This is a genomic window from Jatrophihabitans endophyticus, from assembly GCF_900129455.1.
GTDB classification, from domain to species: Bacteria; Actinomycetota; Actinomycetes; order Mycobacteriales; family Jatrophihabitantaceae; genus Jatrophihabitans; species Jatrophihabitans endophyticus.
The window spans coordinates 524099-540093 of record NZ_FQVU01000001.1 but is presented as its reverse complement, the minus strand read 5'-3'; the positions used below and the strand labels follow the sequence as shown (position 1 = coordinate 540093).

At 70.6% G+C, this 15995-nt stretch carries 13 protein-coding genes; 11 read left to right on the top strand and 2 right to left on the bottom strand.

Features of this window, described 5'->3' with window-relative positions:
* Positions 1-26 precede the first annotated feature (26 nt).
* Positions 27-1751 carry a dihydroxy-acid dehydratase gene (gene ilvD, locus BUE29_RS02505; protein ID WP_073385471.1) on the top strand — a complete coding sequence of 575 codons (1725 nt, stop codon included), beginning with the start codon at positions 27-29 and terminating at the stop codon, positions 1749-1751.
* Positions 1752-1873: 122 nt separating this feature from the next.
* Here the strand turns inward: ilvD and BUE29_RS02500 are convergent, their stop codons facing one another.
* Complete coding sequence (locus BUE29_RS02500) at positions 1874-2473, bottom strand: CAP domain-containing protein (protein ID WP_143167940.1); 600 nt, start codon at positions 2471-2473, stop codon at positions 1874-1876.
* A 556-nt stretch (positions 2474-3029) separates the two neighbouring features.
* Between BUE29_RS02500 and BUE29_RS02495 the strand changes: the two genes are divergently transcribed.
* The 5 genes from BUE29_RS02495 (at position 3030) to BUE29_RS02475 (ending at position 8173) form a co-directional block, all read left to right on the top strand.
* Positions 3030-4895 carry an acetolactate synthase large subunit gene (locus BUE29_RS02495; protein ID WP_268766565.1) on the top strand — a complete coding sequence of 622 codons (1866 nt, stop codon included), beginning with the start codon at positions 3030-3032 and terminating at the stop codon, positions 4893-4895.
* Complete coding sequence (locus BUE29_RS02490) at positions 4895-5593, top strand: aspartate/glutamate racemase family protein (RefSeq protein WP_073385462.1); 699 nt, start codon at positions 4895-4897, stop codon at positions 5591-5593. Before BUE29_RS02495 ends, BUE29_RS02490 begins: the two co-directional genes overlap by 1 nt.
* A complete protein-coding gene (ilvN, locus tag BUE29_RS02485; protein WP_073385459.1) occupies positions 5590-6114 on the top strand; it encodes an acetolactate synthase small subunit in 525 nt (174 codons plus the stop codon). The genes BUE29_RS02490 and ilvN overlap by 4 nt, the downstream gene beginning before the upstream one ends.
* Before the next feature lie 33 nt (positions 6115-6147).
* Positions 6148-7179: a ketol-acid reductoisomerase gene (ilvC, locus tag BUE29_RS02480; protein ID WP_073385456.1), complete on the top strand. Its 1032-nt coding sequence runs from the start codon at positions 6148-6150 to the stop codon at positions 7177-7179.
* A gap of 115 nt (positions 7180-7294) precedes the next feature.
* Positions 7295-8173 (top strand): endonuclease domain-containing protein, encoded by an 879-nt coding sequence (locus tag BUE29_RS02475; RefSeq protein WP_073385441.1) that lies wholly within the window; start codon positions 7295-7297, stop codon positions 8171-8173.
* A 32-nt stretch (positions 8174-8205) separates the two neighbouring features.
* On the opposite strand, the gene BUE29_RS02470 is transcribed toward BUE29_RS02475, so the two are convergent.
* Complete coding sequence (locus BUE29_RS02470; RefSeq protein ID WP_073385438.1) at positions 8206-8730, bottom strand: ArsR/SmtB family transcription factor; 525 nt, start codon at positions 8728-8730, stop codon at positions 8206-8208.
* Between the two features lie 55 nt (positions 8731-8785).
* On the opposite strand from BUE29_RS02470, the gene BUE29_RS02465 reads away from it, so the two are divergent.
* The 5 genes from BUE29_RS02465 to BUE29_RS02445 are packed head-to-tail and all read left to right on the top strand — an operon-like array spanning position 8786 to position 15859.
* Positions 8786-10081: an MFS transporter gene (locus BUE29_RS02465; RefSeq protein WP_073385435.1), complete on the top strand. Its 1296-nt coding sequence runs from the start codon at positions 8786-8788 to the stop codon at positions 10079-10081.
* A 21-nt stretch (positions 10082-10102) separates the two neighbouring features.
* On the top strand, positions 10103-11125 hold the full coding sequence (locus BUE29_RS02460) for a 3-isopropylmalate dehydrogenase (RefSeq protein ID WP_073385432.1): 1023 nt from the start codon (positions 10103-10105) through the stop codon (positions 11123-11125).
* Positions 11126-11185: 60 nt separating this feature from the next.
* Positions 11186-12856, top strand: a complete 1671-nt coding sequence (betA, locus tag BUE29_RS02455; protein WP_073385430.1) for a choline dehydrogenase — start codon at positions 11186-11188, stop codon at positions 12854-12856.
* Positions 12853-14322 carry an aldehyde dehydrogenase family protein gene (locus BUE29_RS02450; RefSeq protein ID WP_073385428.1) on the top strand — a complete coding sequence of 490 codons (1470 nt, stop codon included), beginning with the start codon at positions 12853-12855 and terminating at the stop codon, positions 14320-14322. The genes betA and BUE29_RS02450 overlap by 4 nt, the downstream gene beginning before the upstream one ends.
* A gap of 19 nt (positions 14323-14341) precedes the next feature.
* A complete protein-coding gene (locus tag BUE29_RS02445) occupies positions 14342-15859 on the top strand; it encodes an amino acid permease (protein WP_073385426.1) in 1518 nt (505 codons plus the stop codon).
* Positions 15860-15995: the final 136 nt, after the last annotated feature.

The window sequence follows — 15995 nt, the reverse complement described above, 5'->3', positions numbered from 1 at the left end:
GGACGGTACGCCGTAGGCTTTCTCGCGTGAGCAGCGACAGTCAGCCGGGGTCCGAGTCGAGCAGCCCGCAGCCTCGCAAGGAGCATCGCAAGCCGCACAGCGCGATCGTCACCGACGGTCTGGAGCGCGCCGCGGCGCGCGGCATGCTCCGCGCCGTCGGCATGGGCGACGACGACTGGCGCAAGCCGCAGATCGGCGTCGCCTCGTCGTGGAACGAGATCACCCCGTGCAACCTGTCGCTGGCGCGGCTCGCCAAGGGCGCGAAGCAGGGCGTGCACGCCGCCGACGGCTACCCGCTCGAGTTCGGGACGATCTCGGTGTCCGACGGCATCTCGATGGGTCACAGCGGCATGCACTACTCGCTGGTCTCGCGCGAGGTCATCACCGATTCGGTCGAGACGGTCTTCCGGGCCGAGCAGCTCGACGGCGGCGTGCTGCTCGCCGGGTGCGACAAGTCGCTGCCCGGCATGCTGATGGCCGCCGCCCGCCTCGACGTCGCCGCGGTGTTCCTCTACGCGGGGTCGACGCTGCCGGGCAAGCACGGCGATAAGACCGTCACCATCATCGACGCCTTCGAGGCCGTCGGCGCCTGCCTCGCCGGCCGGATGACACGCGACGAGGTCACCGAGATCGAGAAGGCGATCTGTCCCGGCGAGGGCGCCTGCGGGGGCATGTACACCGCCAACACCATGGCGTCCGCCGCGGAGGCGCTCGGCATGTCCCTGCCCGGCAGCGCCGCGCCGCCCGCGCCCGACCGCCGCCGCGACGAGTACGCGATCCGTTCGGGCGAGGCGGCGGTCCGACTCGTCGACGCCGGCATCACCGCGCGCACGATCATGACCAAGGAGGCGTTCGAGAACGCCATCACCGTCGTCATGGCGCTCGGCGGGTCGACCAACGCCGTCCTGCACCTGCTCGCCATCGCCCACGAGGCCAAGGTCGAGCTCACCCTCGACGACTTCAACCGCATCGGCGACAAGGTGCCGCACCTGGCCGACGTCAAGCCGTTCGGGCAGTACGTCATGACCGACATCGACGCCATCGGCGGCGTGCCGGTGGTGATGAAGGCGCTGCTCGACGCCGGACTGCTGCACGGCGACGCGCTCACCGTCACCGGCCGCACCCTGGCCGAGAACCTCGCCGACATCGAGCCGCCGGACCCCGACGGCAAGATCATCCATGCGATGTCCGACCCGATCCACCGCACCGGCGGGCTGACCATCCTGCGCGGGTCGCTCGCGTCCGACGGCGCCGTCGTCAAGAGTGCGGGTCTGGAGTACGACGTCTTCGAGGGTCGTGCGCGCGTGTTCGATCGCGAGCAGGCGGCGATGGCCGCGCTGTCGGCGGGCACGCTGGCCGCGGGCGACGTGATCGTCATCCGCTGGGAGGGCCCGAAGGGTGGCCCCGGCATGCGCGAGATGCTCCAGATCACCGGCGCCATCAAGGGAGCCGGGCTCGGCAAGGACGTCCTGCTGCTGACCGACGGGCGTTTCTCGGGCGGCACGACGGGGCCGTGCATCGGCCACATCGCCCCGGAGGCCGCCGTCGGTGGGACGATCGGCCTCGTCGAGGAGGGCGACACCATCCGGCTCGACATGTCGGCCCGCACCCTCGATCTCCTCGTCGACGACGAGGAATTGGAGCGGCGGCGCGCAAATTGGAAGCCGGTCGAGCCGCAGTTCGACTTCGGCGTCCTGCGCAAGTACGCCAAGCTGGTCGGCAGCGCCTCCATCGGCGCGGTCTGCGACTGAGTCCGGACGCCGAAAACGGGGCCGTCACCGGTGGTGACGGCCCCGTCTCCCCCCACCAGGGCTGGATCCAGGGCAGGGTCCAGGCTTCGGCAGTAGTTCGGGCCCCCAGGGCGGCGCTGCGGTCAGCGCCGGTGGCCGAAGTCGGTGGTCAGCCACACCTTGTGGTGCTTCCTGTCGAAGTAGACGTCCACGCCGACCTCGCGGAAGTGACGGCTGAGGATGTTCTGGCGGTGCCCGTCGTAGGGCGCGCGCTCGTTGTACATGAGCTTCTGCAGCACCAGGACGCCCTTGCGGTTCATCTGCGAGTTCCAGGCGATGTTCTCGCCGACCCACGACCAGTTGTAGCCGGCCTTGGAGATGCGACGGGAGAACTCGGCTTCGCCGCGGACCCGGTGCGACATCTGGTTCGCGCGGGCCATCGAGGCGTTGTGGCGGCGCGCGCTCACCTGCAGGTGCTTGTTCATCTTGACCCTGGGCAGGTGGTGGGCCTTGCGCTGCGCGTTGATGAGCTTGAGCACCGAGTTCTGGATCGAGCGCTCGTACTTCGTGCGCGCCTTGACGCCGGCGGCCTCCGCCGGCGACGCGACGCTGAACAGCGGGGCCAGGAGGCCCAGCAGGAGGGTGGCGATGAGGACGCGCGAACGGCGCGGGCGCACGGTGACGACGGGCGCGCTCTCGGCGGCGTCGGACGGGCGGGAGGTCGTGCGAGCGGGGGTCGACATGGCGGGGAGCTCCATCTGGGGGATGAACGGACTTCTGCTGTCCCCCGACGGACGTGCCCCCGCCTCGCGGCGGGATGTGCCGCACCTACCCCAGATGCGGCTGGTCACGACCTTGCCGTGACCGCTACCTGATGTAAACACGGCTCACTAGCTCTTCACAAGGGGACGCGCGACAAAAGTTTCACGATTGCGGGACCAACGTCCCTGGTGCGGGGGTGGGATCGGTCGATGGACGAGGGCGAATACTGCCATGACGGGCATTCGTGCCCGCGCCCGACCGTCGTGACGGCCGTGACGGGTGCCGATGCCCGGCTTGCGGGTGTCCGCCGGTCCCTTGGTCCCGGGCCCGGGGTGGGCTCGCGCGCTGACCATCCGCTTCGCACGGCGACCATGTCGCCCGAACGAAGCGGTGACTGCGCCGGGTGACGGCGGTTGATGGCGGCTCCGCGGGGCGTGTACTGTTCCGCCCGTGCGCATAGCCAACCTCCTCGTACTCGTTATCGAGCGCGTCGCTCGGGCCTAGCTCCTCCCCGCCCCTGCGACGCGCTGACCCTTCGTGCCCCGGCACGAGGGGTTTTTTGTTGCTCTCCCTCGGCCCCGAGCCGGCACCGACGCAGTCGGTCCCGGTCAGTCACGAAAGGCACGGCGAATGGCCCCGACGCCCGAGCAGACACCGGAAACCTCCGTCAGCGGCGCGCAGTCGCTGGTCCGGTCCCTCGAGGAGGTCGGCGCCGACGTCGTCTTCGGCATTCCGGGCGGGGCGATCCTGCCGGCCTACGACCCGCTCTACGACTCGACGCGGGTGCGACACATCCTCGTGCGGCACGAGCAGGGCGCCGGCCACGCCGCCGAGGGGTACGCGCAGGCGTCCGGACGGGTCGGCGTCTGCATGGCCACCTCCGGCCCCGGCGCCACCAACCTGGTCACGCCGATCGCCGACGCCTACATGGACTCGGTGCCGATGGTGGCCATCACCGGGCAGGTGGGCCGTCCGCTGATCGGCACGGACGCGTTCCAGGAAGCCGACATCTCCGGCATCACCCTGCCGATCACCAAGCACAACTTCCTCGTCCAGGAACCCGAGGACATCCCGCGGGCGATCGCCGAGGCCTTCCACCTGGCGTCCACCGGCCGGCCGGGACCGGTGCTGGTCGACCTGCCCAAGGACGTCCTGCAGGCCCGGACGACCTTCAGCTGGCCGCCCCGGTTGGACCTGCCCGGCTACCGACCGGTGACCCGGCCTCACGGCAAGCAGATCCGCGAGGCCGCCAAGCTCATGGCGGCGTCGCGCCGTCCGGTCCTCTACGTCGGCGGTGGCGTGCTCAAGGGTCGGGCGACGGCGGAGCTGCGGCGGCTGGCCGAACTGTCCGGCATCCCGGTCGTCACGACGCTGATGGCGCGCGGCGCGTTCCCCGACAGCCACCGGCAGCACCTCGGCATGCCGGGAATGCACGGGTCGGTCTCGGCGGTGACGGCGCTGCAGAAGGCCGATCTGCTCATCGCGCTCGGCACTCGCTTCGACGACCGCGTCACCGGCCGGCTCGACACCTTCGCACCGCACGCCGCGGTCATCCACGCCGACATCGACCCCGCCGAGATCGGCAAGAACCGCGTGGCCGACGTCCCGATCGTGGGGGACGTGCGCGAGGTGCTGACCGAGCTGCTGCCCGCGTTGCAGGCGGAGTTCGACGCCGACCGTCGCGCGGACCTCACCGGCTGGTGGCGCCAGCTCGACCAGTGGCGCGAGACCTACCCGCTCGGCTACGACGAACCCGCCGACGGCACGCTCGCGCCGCAGTACGTGATCGAGCGACTCGGTGCGCTCGCCGGGCCCGAGGCGATCTACGCCGCGGGTGTCGGGCAGCACCAGATGTGGGCCGCGCAGTTCGTGAAGTACGAGAACCCCTACACCTGGCTGAACTCCGGTGGCGCCGGGACGATGGGGTACTCGGTGCCGGCCGCGATGGGGGCCAAGGTCGCCTGCCCCGACAAGCTGGTGTGGGCCATCGACGGCGACGGCTGCTTCCAGATGACCAACCAGGAGCTCGCCACCTGCGCGATCGAGGGCATCCCGATCAAGGTTGCCGTCATCAACAACGGCAACCTCGGCATGGTGCGGCAGTGGCAGACGCTGTTCTACGACGAGCGGTACAGCCAGACCGAGCTCGGCACTCACAAGCACCGCATCCCCGACTTCGTGAAGCTGGCCGACGCCTACGGCTGCGTCGGGCTGCGCTGCGAGACCAAGGCCGACGTCGACGCCACCATCGAGAAGGCGATGGCCATCGACGACCAGCCCGTCGTCGTGGACTTCACCGTGGGCAAGGACGCCATGGTGTGGCCGATGGTCGCGGCCGGGGCCAGCAACGACGAGATCCAGGCCGCGCGCGACATCCGTCCCACCTTCGAGAGCGAGGTGTGATGCGTCGCGTAGGACTGATCGGCGGCACCAGCTGGGTGTCGAGTGCGCACTACTACCGCGCCCTCAACGAGGGCGTCGCGGCCGCGATCGGCGGCAGTGCGAGCGCGCCCGTCACGCTCTGGTCGGTCGAGTTCGGCGAGGTCGCCCGGCTGCAGCACGACGGCGACTGGGCCGGCGTCTCGCGGGTGTTGTGCGACGCGGCCCGCGCGCTCGCGGCCGCCGGCTGCGAGGGCGTCGCGCTCGCGGCGAACACCACGCACCTCGTGGCCGACGACGTGCGCGTCGCGCTCGGGTCCACGCCGCTGCTCGATCTCGTCGACCTGACCGCCACGGCGCTCGCCGGCCGCCGACGCGTCGGGCTGCTCGGCACCCGCTTCACGATGAGCAGCGCGATGTTCCCCGAGCGGCTCGCGCGCGACGGCATCGACGTGCTCGTCCCCGACGAGCACGCGCAGGCCCGCGTGCACGACGTCATCTACGACGAGCTCACCCGCGACGTCGTGACCGAGCAGGCACGCGACGACTACCTCGCCGTCATCGACAAGCTCGTGGCCGACGGCGCCGAGGCGATCGTCCTCGCCTGCACGGAGCTCGCGATGCTCGATCTCGACGAGCGGTCGCCCGTACCGCTCGTCGATACCACCGACGTCCACTGTCGGGCGCTGCTCGACTTCATCCTGGCCGGAGACCCCGCATGAGTACCCACACGCTGTCCGTGCTGGTCGAGAACAAGCCCGGCGTGCTCACCCGCGTCGCGGGTCTGTTCGCGCGTCGCGGCTTCAACATCGAGTCGCTCGCCGTCGGCCCCACCGAGCACGAAGAGATCTCGCGGATCACGATCGTCGTGAGCGTCGAGGGTGCCGTGCTCGAACAGGTGACCAAGCAGCTCAACAAGCTCGTCAACGTCATCAAGATCGTGGAGCTCGAGGAGAAGCAGGCCGTCGCCCGCGAGCTGCTGCTGGTCAAGGTGCGCGCCGACGACACCAACCGCAGCGACGTGCTGCAGATCGTCGAGCTGTTCAAGGCCAAGGTCGCCGACGTCGCCACCGAGGCACTGACCGTCGAGCTCACCGGACGGCCTGACAAGCTGGAGGCGATGCTCACGATGCTCGAACCGCACGGCATCCGCGAGATGGTGCAGTCCGGCACCGTCGCGCTCGGCCGTGGTCACCGTTCAATGACCCAGGCGGCGTTGCGCTCGGTCGAGCGCAGCGCCTGACCCGACAACCCGCGAGAGAGGCAACAACCCGACATGGCAGTGGAGATCTTCTACGACGACGACGCCAACCTGTCGATCATCCAGGGCCGCAAGGTCGCGATGCTCGGCTACGGCAGCCAGGGGCACGCGCACGCGCTGTCGCTGCGTGACTCGGGCGTCGACGTCCGGGTCGGGCTCAAGGAGGGCTCGCGCAGCCGCAAGAAGGCCGAGGACGAGGGCCTGCGGGTCGTCACGCCGTCGGAGGCGTGCGCCGAGGCCGACGTGATCATGGTGAACGTCCCGGATCCCGCGCAGCGCGGGCTGTACGCCGAGGCGATCGAGCCCAACCTCGAGGACGGCGACGCGCTGTTCTTCAGCCACGGCTTCAACATCCGCTACGGCTACATCAAGCCGCCGGCGTCGGTCGACGTGATCATGGTGGCGCCGAAGGGCCCGGGGCACCTCGTCCGCCGCCAGTTCGTCGACGGCAAGGGCGTGCCCGCGCTCGTCGCCGTCGAACAGGACGCGAGCGGCAAGGCCTTCGAGCTCGGGCTGTCCTACGCCAAGGCCATCGGCGGCACCCGCGCGGGCGTCATCAAGACGACCTTCACCGAGGAGACCGAGACCGACCTCTTCGGCGAGCAGGCCGTCCTGTGCGGTGGTGCGTCGCAGCTGATCCAGTACGGCTTCGAGACGCTGACCGAGGCCGGCTACCAGCCGGAGGTCGCCTACTTCGAGTGCCTGCACGAGCTCAAGCTGATCGTCGACCTCATGTACGAGGGCGGCATCGCCAAGCAGCGCTGGTCCTGCTCGGACACCGCCGAGTACGGCGACTACGTCTCCGGCCCGCGGGTCATCGACGCCCGCGTCAAGGACAACATGTCGGCCGTGCTGTCCGACATCCAGGACGGCACGTTCGCGCAGCGCTTCATCGCCGACCAGGACGCCGGCGCCCCGGAGTTCCGCGAGCTGCGGGCCAAGGGCGAGCAGCACCCGATCGAGGACGTCGGCCGCAAGCTGCGCGGGCTGATGTCCTGGGTGAACTCCGAGAACGACGACTACACCGAGGGCACCGCCGCGCGCTGACCCCCACCCCACCGCTTTTGGCGGCTGAGCGCAGCATGCTGCGCTCAGCCGCCAAAAGTGCTTCGGGGCTGTGGACAACCGCTGTCCTGGCGCTTTCGTCGTCCAGGATCGGCGGGTGTCCTGGACCAGCGTCGCGCGTCGACAGGGTGGGCTCGTCGCGCGCGGTCAGCTGCTGGCCGCCGACGTGCCCGCCCGCACCGTCGACCTGTGGTTGTCGGTCGGCAGGCTCGAGGCCACCCGGACGCAGGGCGTCTACCGGGTCGGCGGCTCGGCCGACACCGAGTTGGGCGCGGCCTGGTTCGCGGCGCTGTCGACGCGATCGCCCGTCACGTACCTGTCCGGGGCCGACTGGTGGGGGATGCCGGTGCCCCTCGACGGGCTGGTGCACATCACCCGCTTCGACCGACGTCGCCTGGACTGGCCGGCGGGCGTCCGCGTCCATCGCGTGGCGCTCGACCGCTCCGACGTGGTGCAGCATCGGGGCTTGTGGGTCACCACCCGCGCTGTCACCGCCCTCGACTGCGTCGGCTGGCTCCCACCCGGCCCTGCGCTGAGTTTCGCCGACCGGGCGGTGCAGCAGGGCTGGCTCACCCGGGCCGACATCGCCCGCCGGCTCGACGAGGCGCCCGGCCGATGGGGCAATCGGCAGCTGCGCCGGATCGGCGCGGTGCTGGAGCGGGGTGCCGAGGCCGAGTCCGAACGTCGCCTGCAGCGCCTGCTCCGTCGCGCCGCCCTGCCGGGGTGGGTCGCGCAGCATCCGGTGGTCACCCCGGCCGGGCGGTTCCGGGTCGACGTCGCCTTCCCGCACCTGCGTCTGGCCGTCGAGGTCGACGGCTACGCGTACCACTCCGGCGACGACCGTTTCCAGCGCGACCGCACCAAGCAGAACGCGCTGCTGGCCGCGGGCTGGCGCGTCCTGCGCTTCACCTGGGCCGACATCGTCGACCGCCCCGACTACGTGATCGCCCAGATCAGCTCACTTTTGGCGGCCTGACGCAGCATGCTGCGCCAGGGCGCCAAAAGCGCTCAGGGGCGGTTGGGGTCGGGGTGCACGGCGAGGAACAGCGACCAGGCGCGTCCGTCGCCGGTGTTCTCGGTGCGGGCGCGGTACTCCTCGACGAGGTCGCGCATGCGCTCCTCGAACTCCTCGCGCAACCCGTCGGTCAGCAGCAGGCCCACGCGCATCGTGTGCACCTGCTCCACCGGGACGAGCGAGACCTCCTCCAGGAAGGTGTCGAGCAACAGCCGGTCGGTGGGCGGGAAGTCCAGCCGCCACGACTTGCCGGTCGCGAGATAGGGGATCTCGCGCGCGCCGCGCGTCCCGCGCCGCGCCGGCTGCGCGGTCAGGAACCCGGTGTCGACCAGCCGGCGCACGTGGTGCAGGACGGTCGCCGGATCCTTGCCGAGCGCCTCGGCGACCTCCTTGTTCGTGTGCGGCTCGTGCAGGCAGATGCGCAGGACGCGCAGCCGCAGGGTGGAGGCGAGCACGCGCAGCTCCTCGTCGGTCGCGGGACGGCGCGGGTGCTCACCGGGGCGGTCGACGAAGGTCATGCGCCCATCGTAGTAAGTGATTGACATATCCCAATCAGTCGTCGAGGCTGCAGGGGTGAGGACCGTCGAGCCCGTCCGCCGCCGGGGCGGCCTGTGGCACCACCTCGACTTCCGGCGGCTGTGGATCGGCGAGACGGTCAGCCAGTTCGGTACGCAGATCAGCCAGGTCGCCCTGCCGCTGGTCGCGATCCTCGCGCTGCACGCGTCGACCTTCGAGGTCGGTCTGCTGACCGCCTTCGAGTCGATCGCGTTCCTGGTCGTCGGCCTGCCGGCCGGTGCCTGGGTGGATCGGATGCGCTACCGCTGGGTCCTCGTCGTCAACGACGTCGTCCGTGCCGCGGGGCTCGCCTCCGTCCCCGCGGCGCAGGCGATGGGTGCGCTCACGATCGGCCAGCTCTACGTCGTCGCACTCGTCGTCGGCGTCGGCACGGTGTTCTTCGACGTGGCCTACCAGTCCTACCTGCCGCAGCTGGTCGACCGGCGGGGGATCGTCGAGGGCAACGCCAAGCTGCAGGCGAGCGAGTCGGTGTCCCAGATCGCCGGACCGAGCGCGGGTGGCCTGCTCGTCCAGGCCCTCACCGCGCCCTACGCGGTTCTCGTCGACGCGCTGAGCTTCCTGTGGTCGGCGTCGTGGGTCGCGGCGATCCGCGCGCGCCCGCCGAAGCCGGCCCGCAGGCCCGACCGCCACCTCGGGCGCGAGATCAGGGAGGGGCTCGCCTTCGTCCTGCACGACCGCAACCTGCGCGCCATCGCGATGTGCACCGGCACCGCCAACCTGTTCAACACCATGGGCTTCGCGGTGTTCTTCGTGCTGCTCGCGCGCGACCTGTCGCTGTCGGCCGGGGCGATCGGGCTGATCATGTCGACCGCGGCCGTCGGCGGACTGCTCGGCTCGTTCGTCGCCACGAGGGTCGCCCGCCGCTTCGGGCAGGGGCCGACCATCTGGGGCTCGATCGCGGTGTCGATGCCGACGGGCTTCGTCGCCCCGTTCGTGCACCGCGACTGGTCGCTCGGGTTGCTCGCCGTGGCCTTCGTCGTCTTCTGGGGGACCTCGGTCGTCTACAACATCACGCAGGTGAGCTTCCGGCAGGGGTTGTGCCCGCCGCAGCTGCTCGGCCGGATGAACGCGACGATGCGCTTCCTGGTCTGGGGGACGATGCCGCTGGGCGGGGTGATCGGCGGCGCGCTCGGCTCGGCCGTCGGCGTGCGCGGGACGCTGCTCGTCGCCGCGATCGGCGGCTGCCTGCCGGTGCTGCCGGTGTTCTTCTCGCCGCTGCGGTGGCAGCGCGAGCTTCCGACGTATGTCTCGGATGATGAGACGCGCAGTTCACCAGTTGAGAGTGCGTCCTGATGCTCGGCTAGGCTCCCGAGCATGAGGCTTGCGGTGGTTCCCGGGGACGGCATCGGTGTCGAGGTCACCGAGCAGGCACTGCGCGTGCTGGACGCGGTCCTGCCGGGGGTCGAGCGCACGCAGTACGACCTCGGTGCCGGACGCTGGCACAACACCGGCGAGGTGCTGCCCGACTCGGTGCTCGAGGAGATCCGCGGCCACGACGCGATCCTGCTCGGCGCGGTCGGCGACCCGTCCGTGCCCTCGGGTGTGCTCGAGCGCGGGCTGCTGCTGCGGCTGCGCTTCGAGCTCGACCACCACGTGAACCTGCGTCCGGCCAAGCTCTACCCCAACGTCGCGACGCCGCTGGCGGGCGAGCCCGCCATCGACTTCGTCGTCGTGCGCGAGGGCACCGAGGGGCCCTACGCCGGCAACGGGGGAGTGCTGCGCAGGGGCACCGCACACGAGATCGCCACCGAGGTCAGCGTCAACACCGCCTTCGGCGTCGAACGTGTGGTGCGCGACGCCTTCGGCCGGGCCCAGGCGCGGCCGCGCAAGCACCTGACGCTCGTGCACAAGAACAACGTGCTCACCAACGCCGGCGACCTCTGGTTCCGCACCGTGCAGCGCGTGGGCGAGGAGTTCCCGGACGTCACCGTCGCCTACAACCACGTCGACGCCGCGACGATCTACCTCGTCACCGACCCCGCCCGCTACGACGTGATCGTCACCGACAACCTCTTCGGCGACATCATCACCGACCTCGCCGCCGCGATCGCCGGTGGTATCGGGCTCGCCGCCAGCGGCAACCTCGACGTCAGCCACACCAACCCGTCGATGTTCGAGCCGGTCCACGGGTCGGCGCCGGACATCGCGGGCCAGGGCAAGGCCGACCCGACCGCCGCCGTGCTCTCGGTGTCGATGCTCCTCGCGCACGCCGGCGAGACGGCAGCCGCGGCCCGCGTCGAGTCGGCCGTCGCGGCCGACCTGGCGAGCCGCGACCCGAAGCGACCCGGCTCGACCGGCGAGATCGGCGAGCGCCTGGCGGCGGCCGCGGCCGACTGACCCAGGACGGGACCTCGGGAGCTATCCGAGCCACCCCGCGCGGGTCTAGATTCCCCATTCGTGACAGCTGCATCCGGGCGGTACACCTACGTCGTCGTCGGTGGCGGCTCGGCGGGCTGCGCACTCGCGAACCGGCTCTCGGCCGATCCGGCGAACCGCGTCCTCGTGCTGGAGGCGGGACGTCGCGACTACCGGTGGGACGTCTTCATCCACATGCCCGCCGCGCTCACGTACCCGATCGGGAACCGGTTCTACGACTGGAAGTACGAGTCCGAGCCCGAGCCGCACATGAACGGGCGCCGGGTCTACCACGCGCGCGGCAAGGTGCTCGGCGGCTCCAGCAGCATCAACGGCATGATCTTCCAGCGGGGCAACCCGATGGACTACGAGCGATGGGGCGCCGACCCCGGCATGGCGACGTGGGACTACGCGCACTGCCTGCCCTACTTCAAGCGCATGGAGGACTGCCTGGCGGCGGAGCCCGACGACCCGTTCCGGGGTCACGGCGGGCCGTTGACGCTCGAACGCGGGCCGGCCACGAACCCGCTCTTCCAGGCCTTCTTCGACGCCACCGTGCAGGCCGGCTACCCGCGGACGACCGACGTCAACGGCGCCCGGCAGGAGGGCTTCACCGCCTTCGACCGCAACGTGCGGCGGGGTCGTCGCTGGTCGGCCGCGCGGGCCTACCTGCACCCGGTGCTCGATCGTCCCAACCTCGAGCTCGTCACCGGTGCGCACGTGACGAAGATCCGTTTCGACGGCACCCGCGCGACGGGTGTCGAGTACCTGCGACGCCGACGGCACGAGACGGTCGACGCCGAGACGGTGGTGCTGTGCGGCGGCGCGGTCAACACCCCGCAGCTGCTGCAGCTCTCGGGCATCGGCAACGCCGCCGAGCTGGGCGCGCTGGGCATCACGCCCCGCGTCGACCTGCCCGGCGTCGGCGAGAACATGCAGGACCATCTCGAGGTCTACATCCAGTACGCGTGCACGCAGCCGGTGTCGATGCAGCGTTACCTGCAGCACCGCTACAAGCTGCCCGTCGGTGCCCAGTGGCTCTTCCTGCGGTCCGGCCCCGGCGCCACGAACCACTTCGAGGGCGGCGGGTTCGCGCGCAGCAACGACGACGAGCGGTACCCCAACCTGATGTTCCACTTCCTGCCCGTCGCCGTGCGGTACGACGGCTCGGCACCCGCCGGCGGCGAGGGCTACCAGGTGCACATCGGGCCGATGTTCTCCGATTCCCGCGGATCGGTGAAGATCACCTCGACCGACCCGAGGGCCAAACCGGCACTGCGCTTCAACTATCTCTCGACCGACCAGGACCGGCGCGAGTGGATCGAGGCGATCCGGGTTGCGCGGCGGATCCTGAACCAGCCGGCGATGGCGCCGTACAACGGCGGCGAGATCTCGCCGGGGCCGTCGGTCGAGACCGACGACCAGATCCTCGAGTGGGTGCGCAACGACGGCGAGACCGCGCTGCACCCGTCGTGCACGGCCAAGATGGGGACGGACGACCTGGCGGTCGTCGACCCGCTCACGATGGGCGTGCACGGCGTCGAGAACCTCAAGGTGGTCGACGCGTCGATCTTCCCCTACATCCCGAACGGCAACATCTACGCGCCGGTGATGATGTCGGCGGAGAAGGCCGCCGACATCGTCCTCGGCAACACCCCGCTCGCCGCCGACCCGATCGAGTTCCACCGCGCCACACCCGGACGGCCCGCGTGACCCAGCTGTTCATCGGGGGGACGTGGCGCGACGCCGCCGACGGCGGCACGCGCGAGATCCGCTGCCCCGCGAACGGAGAGCCCGTCGCGACGGTCGCGGAGGCAACCGACGGCGACGTCCGCGACGCCATCGCCGCGGCCCGGTCCGCGTTCGACGGCGGGCCCTGGCCGCAAACCCCGGAGCGGGAGCGCGGCGCGCTGCTGCTGCGCCTGGCCGACGTGCTCGATCGCGACGTCGCCGCGTTCGCGCGGGCCGAGTCGCTCGACACCGGCAAGCGGCTCGTCGAGTCCGAGTACGACATGGCCGACATCGCCGCCTGCTTCCGCTACTACGGGGGCATCGCCGGCAGCGAGGCCGGTCGCGTCGTCGACGCCGGCCGCGCAGACGTCGTGAGCCGGATCGTCCACGAGCCGGTCGGCGTGTGCGGCCTCATCACGCCGTGGAACTACCCGCTGCTGCAGGTGTCGTGGAAGGTCGCGCCGGCGCTGCTCGCCGGCAACACCTTCGTGCTCAAGCCCAGCGAGCTGACGCCGTCCACCGCGATCCTGCTGCTGCGCGCGCTCGACGAGGTCGAGCTGCCCGCCGGCGTCGGCAACCTGGTGCTCGGCGCGGGCGCCGTGGCCGGCGCGCCGCTGGCCGAGGACCCGCGGGTCGACCTGGTGTCGTTCACCGGCGGCGTCGAGACCGGCACGCGCATCGCGGCCGCGGCGGCGCCGACCGTCAAACGGGTCGCCCTGGAACTCGGTGGCAAGAACCCCAACGTCGTGTTCGCCGACGCCGACGTCGAGACCGCGCTCGACTTCGCGCTGACCGCGGTGTTCCTGCACTCGGGGCAGGTCTGCTCGGCCGGCGCGCGGCTCGTGATCGAGCAGTCGCTGCACGACGAGTTCGTCACCGAGCTCGTCCGGCGCGCCGAACGCATCCGGCTCGGCGGGCCCTTCGACGATCGGACGCAGACCGGCACGCTGATCTCGGCCGCGCATCGCGAGAAGGTCGACGCCTACGTGCGTCGCGCGGTCGGCGACGGCGCGGTGCTGCGGTGCGGCGGACGGGCACCCGACGACCCCGAGCTCGCCGACGGCTTCTACTACCTGCCCACCGTGCTCGACGAGTGCCGGCAGGACATGGCCGCGGTGCACGACGAGTCGTTCGGCCCGGTGCTGACGGTCGAGACGTTCACCGACGAGGACGACGCGGTGCGCATCGCCAACGACACCGACTACGGCCTCGCCGGCGGGGTGTGGACTCGGGACGCCGGCAAGGCGCAGCGGGTCGCCGCGCGGTTACGGCACGGCACGGTGTGGATCAACGACTTCCACCCGTACCTCCCGCAGGCCGAGTGGGGCGGTTACGGCCGTTCCGGTGTCGGCCGCGAGCTCGGCCTCGCCGGACTCGCGGAGTACCGCGAGACGAAGCACGTCTGGCACAACATCGATCCCCAGCCGCAGTACTGGTTCCCCCGCTGAACAGTCCCCGGAGGTTGCAGTGAGCGTTTCCAAGACCGATCACGACGAGCTCGCAGGCTTCGGCTACAAGCAGGAGCTCGACCGGTCGCTCGGGAAGTTCTCGTCCTTCGCGGCGGGGTTCAGCTACATCTCGATCCTCACCGGCGTGTTCCAGCTCTTCGGCTTCGGGTTCTCCTTCGGCGGCCCGGCCTACTGGTGGACGTGGCCGATCGTGTTCGTCGGCCAGTTCCTCGTCGCGCTCTGCTTCGCCGAGATGGCCGGTCAGTTCCCGCTCGCGGGCAGCGTGTACCAGTGGTCCAAGCAGGTGGCGCGGCCACTGACGTCGTGGCTCGCCGGCTGGATCATCCTCATCGGCGCGATCGTGACGGTGGCGGCGGTCGCCGTGGCCTACCAGGTGATCCTGCCGCAGATCAGCGACCGCTTCGAGTTCATCGGCGGCGCGGAGGACATCGGCTCCTACGGCACGCCGGACGGCGCCAAGAACGCCGTCGTGCTCGCACTGCTCCTCGTCGTCTTCACCACCGTGATCAACATGATCGGCGTGAAGGTCATGGCGATCATCAACAACGTCGGCGTGGCCGTGGAGCTGATCGGCGCCACGCTGCTGGTCGTCTTCCTGGCGTTCCACGCGAAGCGCGGCCCGGGCGTGATCATGGAGACGAACAACACCGGCGACGGCCGCACCTGGGGCTACACCGGTGCGTTCCTGCTGGCCGGCATCGCCAGCGCCTACATCTTCTACGGCTTCGACACCGCGGGGTCGCTGGCCGAGGAGACGAACAACCCGCGCAAGCACGCTCCGGGTGCGATCCTGCGCGCGATGGTGGCGGCCTTCGTCCTCGGCGCTCTGTTGATCCTGTTCGCGATGATGGCCATGAAGAACCTGACGCAGGGCAACGGCGGCCTGCCGGTGATCGTCAAGTACGCCCTCGGGGACGGCCTCGGCGACGTGTTCCTCGCCTGCTCCGCGGTGGCCATCACCGTGTGCGCGCTGGCCGTGCACACCGCCGGCATCCGCATCATGTTCACGATGGCCCGCGACGGACGACTGCCGTTCGGCTCGAAGGTCGCCCGGGTCTCGGGCACGTCGCGCACGCCGATCGTGCCGGCGCTGGTCATCGGCGTGCTCGCCGTCATCCTGCTGCTCATCAACATCGGCAACCAGCAGGTGTTCCTCGTGCTGACCTCGGTCGCGATCATCCTGTTCTACGTCGCCTACCTCTGCGTCACGGGGCCGCTGCTGCTGCGCCGACTCAGGGGGGAGTGGCCGCGCAAGGAGCACGGACCGTACTTCTCGCTGGGACGGGCCGGACTGGTCGTCAACATCGTCGCCGTCGTCTACCAGACCGTCGTCGTGGTCGACCTGGCCTGGCCGCGGCCGGACGTGTACGGGCACGGCCAGGCGTGGTACTTCCAGTACGGCGCGTTCGTGTTCCTCGGCTTCGTCGTCCTCGTGGGCGGCGCATATTACTTCGGCTCCCTGCACAACAAGCAGAGCGAGGTCCTGGCCGAGCACCGTGCGCTGCCCACGGGCTGACCGGCCCCTCGCGGTGGGCCGGGAGCTGTGGCACACTCGTGCCGTGCAGTTCAGCATCATCATCGTCTAGCGCGCCGGCAGCCCACCGCCGACGCGCTCACCCCTCCGCCCTCCGGGCGAGGGGTTTTTTGTTGTC

Bases quoted from the DNA above. Each gene is read 5' to 3' on its own strand.
- ilvN (WP_073385459.1), top strand. From the start codon at position 5,590: ATGAGTACCCACACGCTGTCCGTGCTGGTCGAGAACAAGCCCGGCGTG.
- BUE29_RS02460 (WP_073385432.1), top strand. From the start codon at position 10,103: ATGAGGCTTGCGGTGGTTCCCGGGGACGGCATCGGTGTCGAGGTCACC.
- BUE29_RS02470 (WP_073385438.1), bottom strand. From the start codon at position 8,730: ATGACCTTCGTCGACCGCCCCGGTGAGCACCCGCGCCGTCCCGCGACC.
- ilvC (WP_073385456.1), top strand. From the start codon at position 6,148: ATGGCAGTGGAGATCTTCTACGACGACGACGCCAACCTGTCGATCATC.
- BUE29_RS02490 (WP_073385462.1), top strand. From the start codon at position 4,895: ATGCGTCGCGTAGGACTGATCGGCGGCACCAGCTGGGTGTCGAGTGCG.
- BUE29_RS02500 (WP_143167940.1), bottom strand. From the start codon at position 2,473: ATGTCGACCCCCGCTCGCACGACCTCCCGCCCGTCCGACGCCGCCGAG.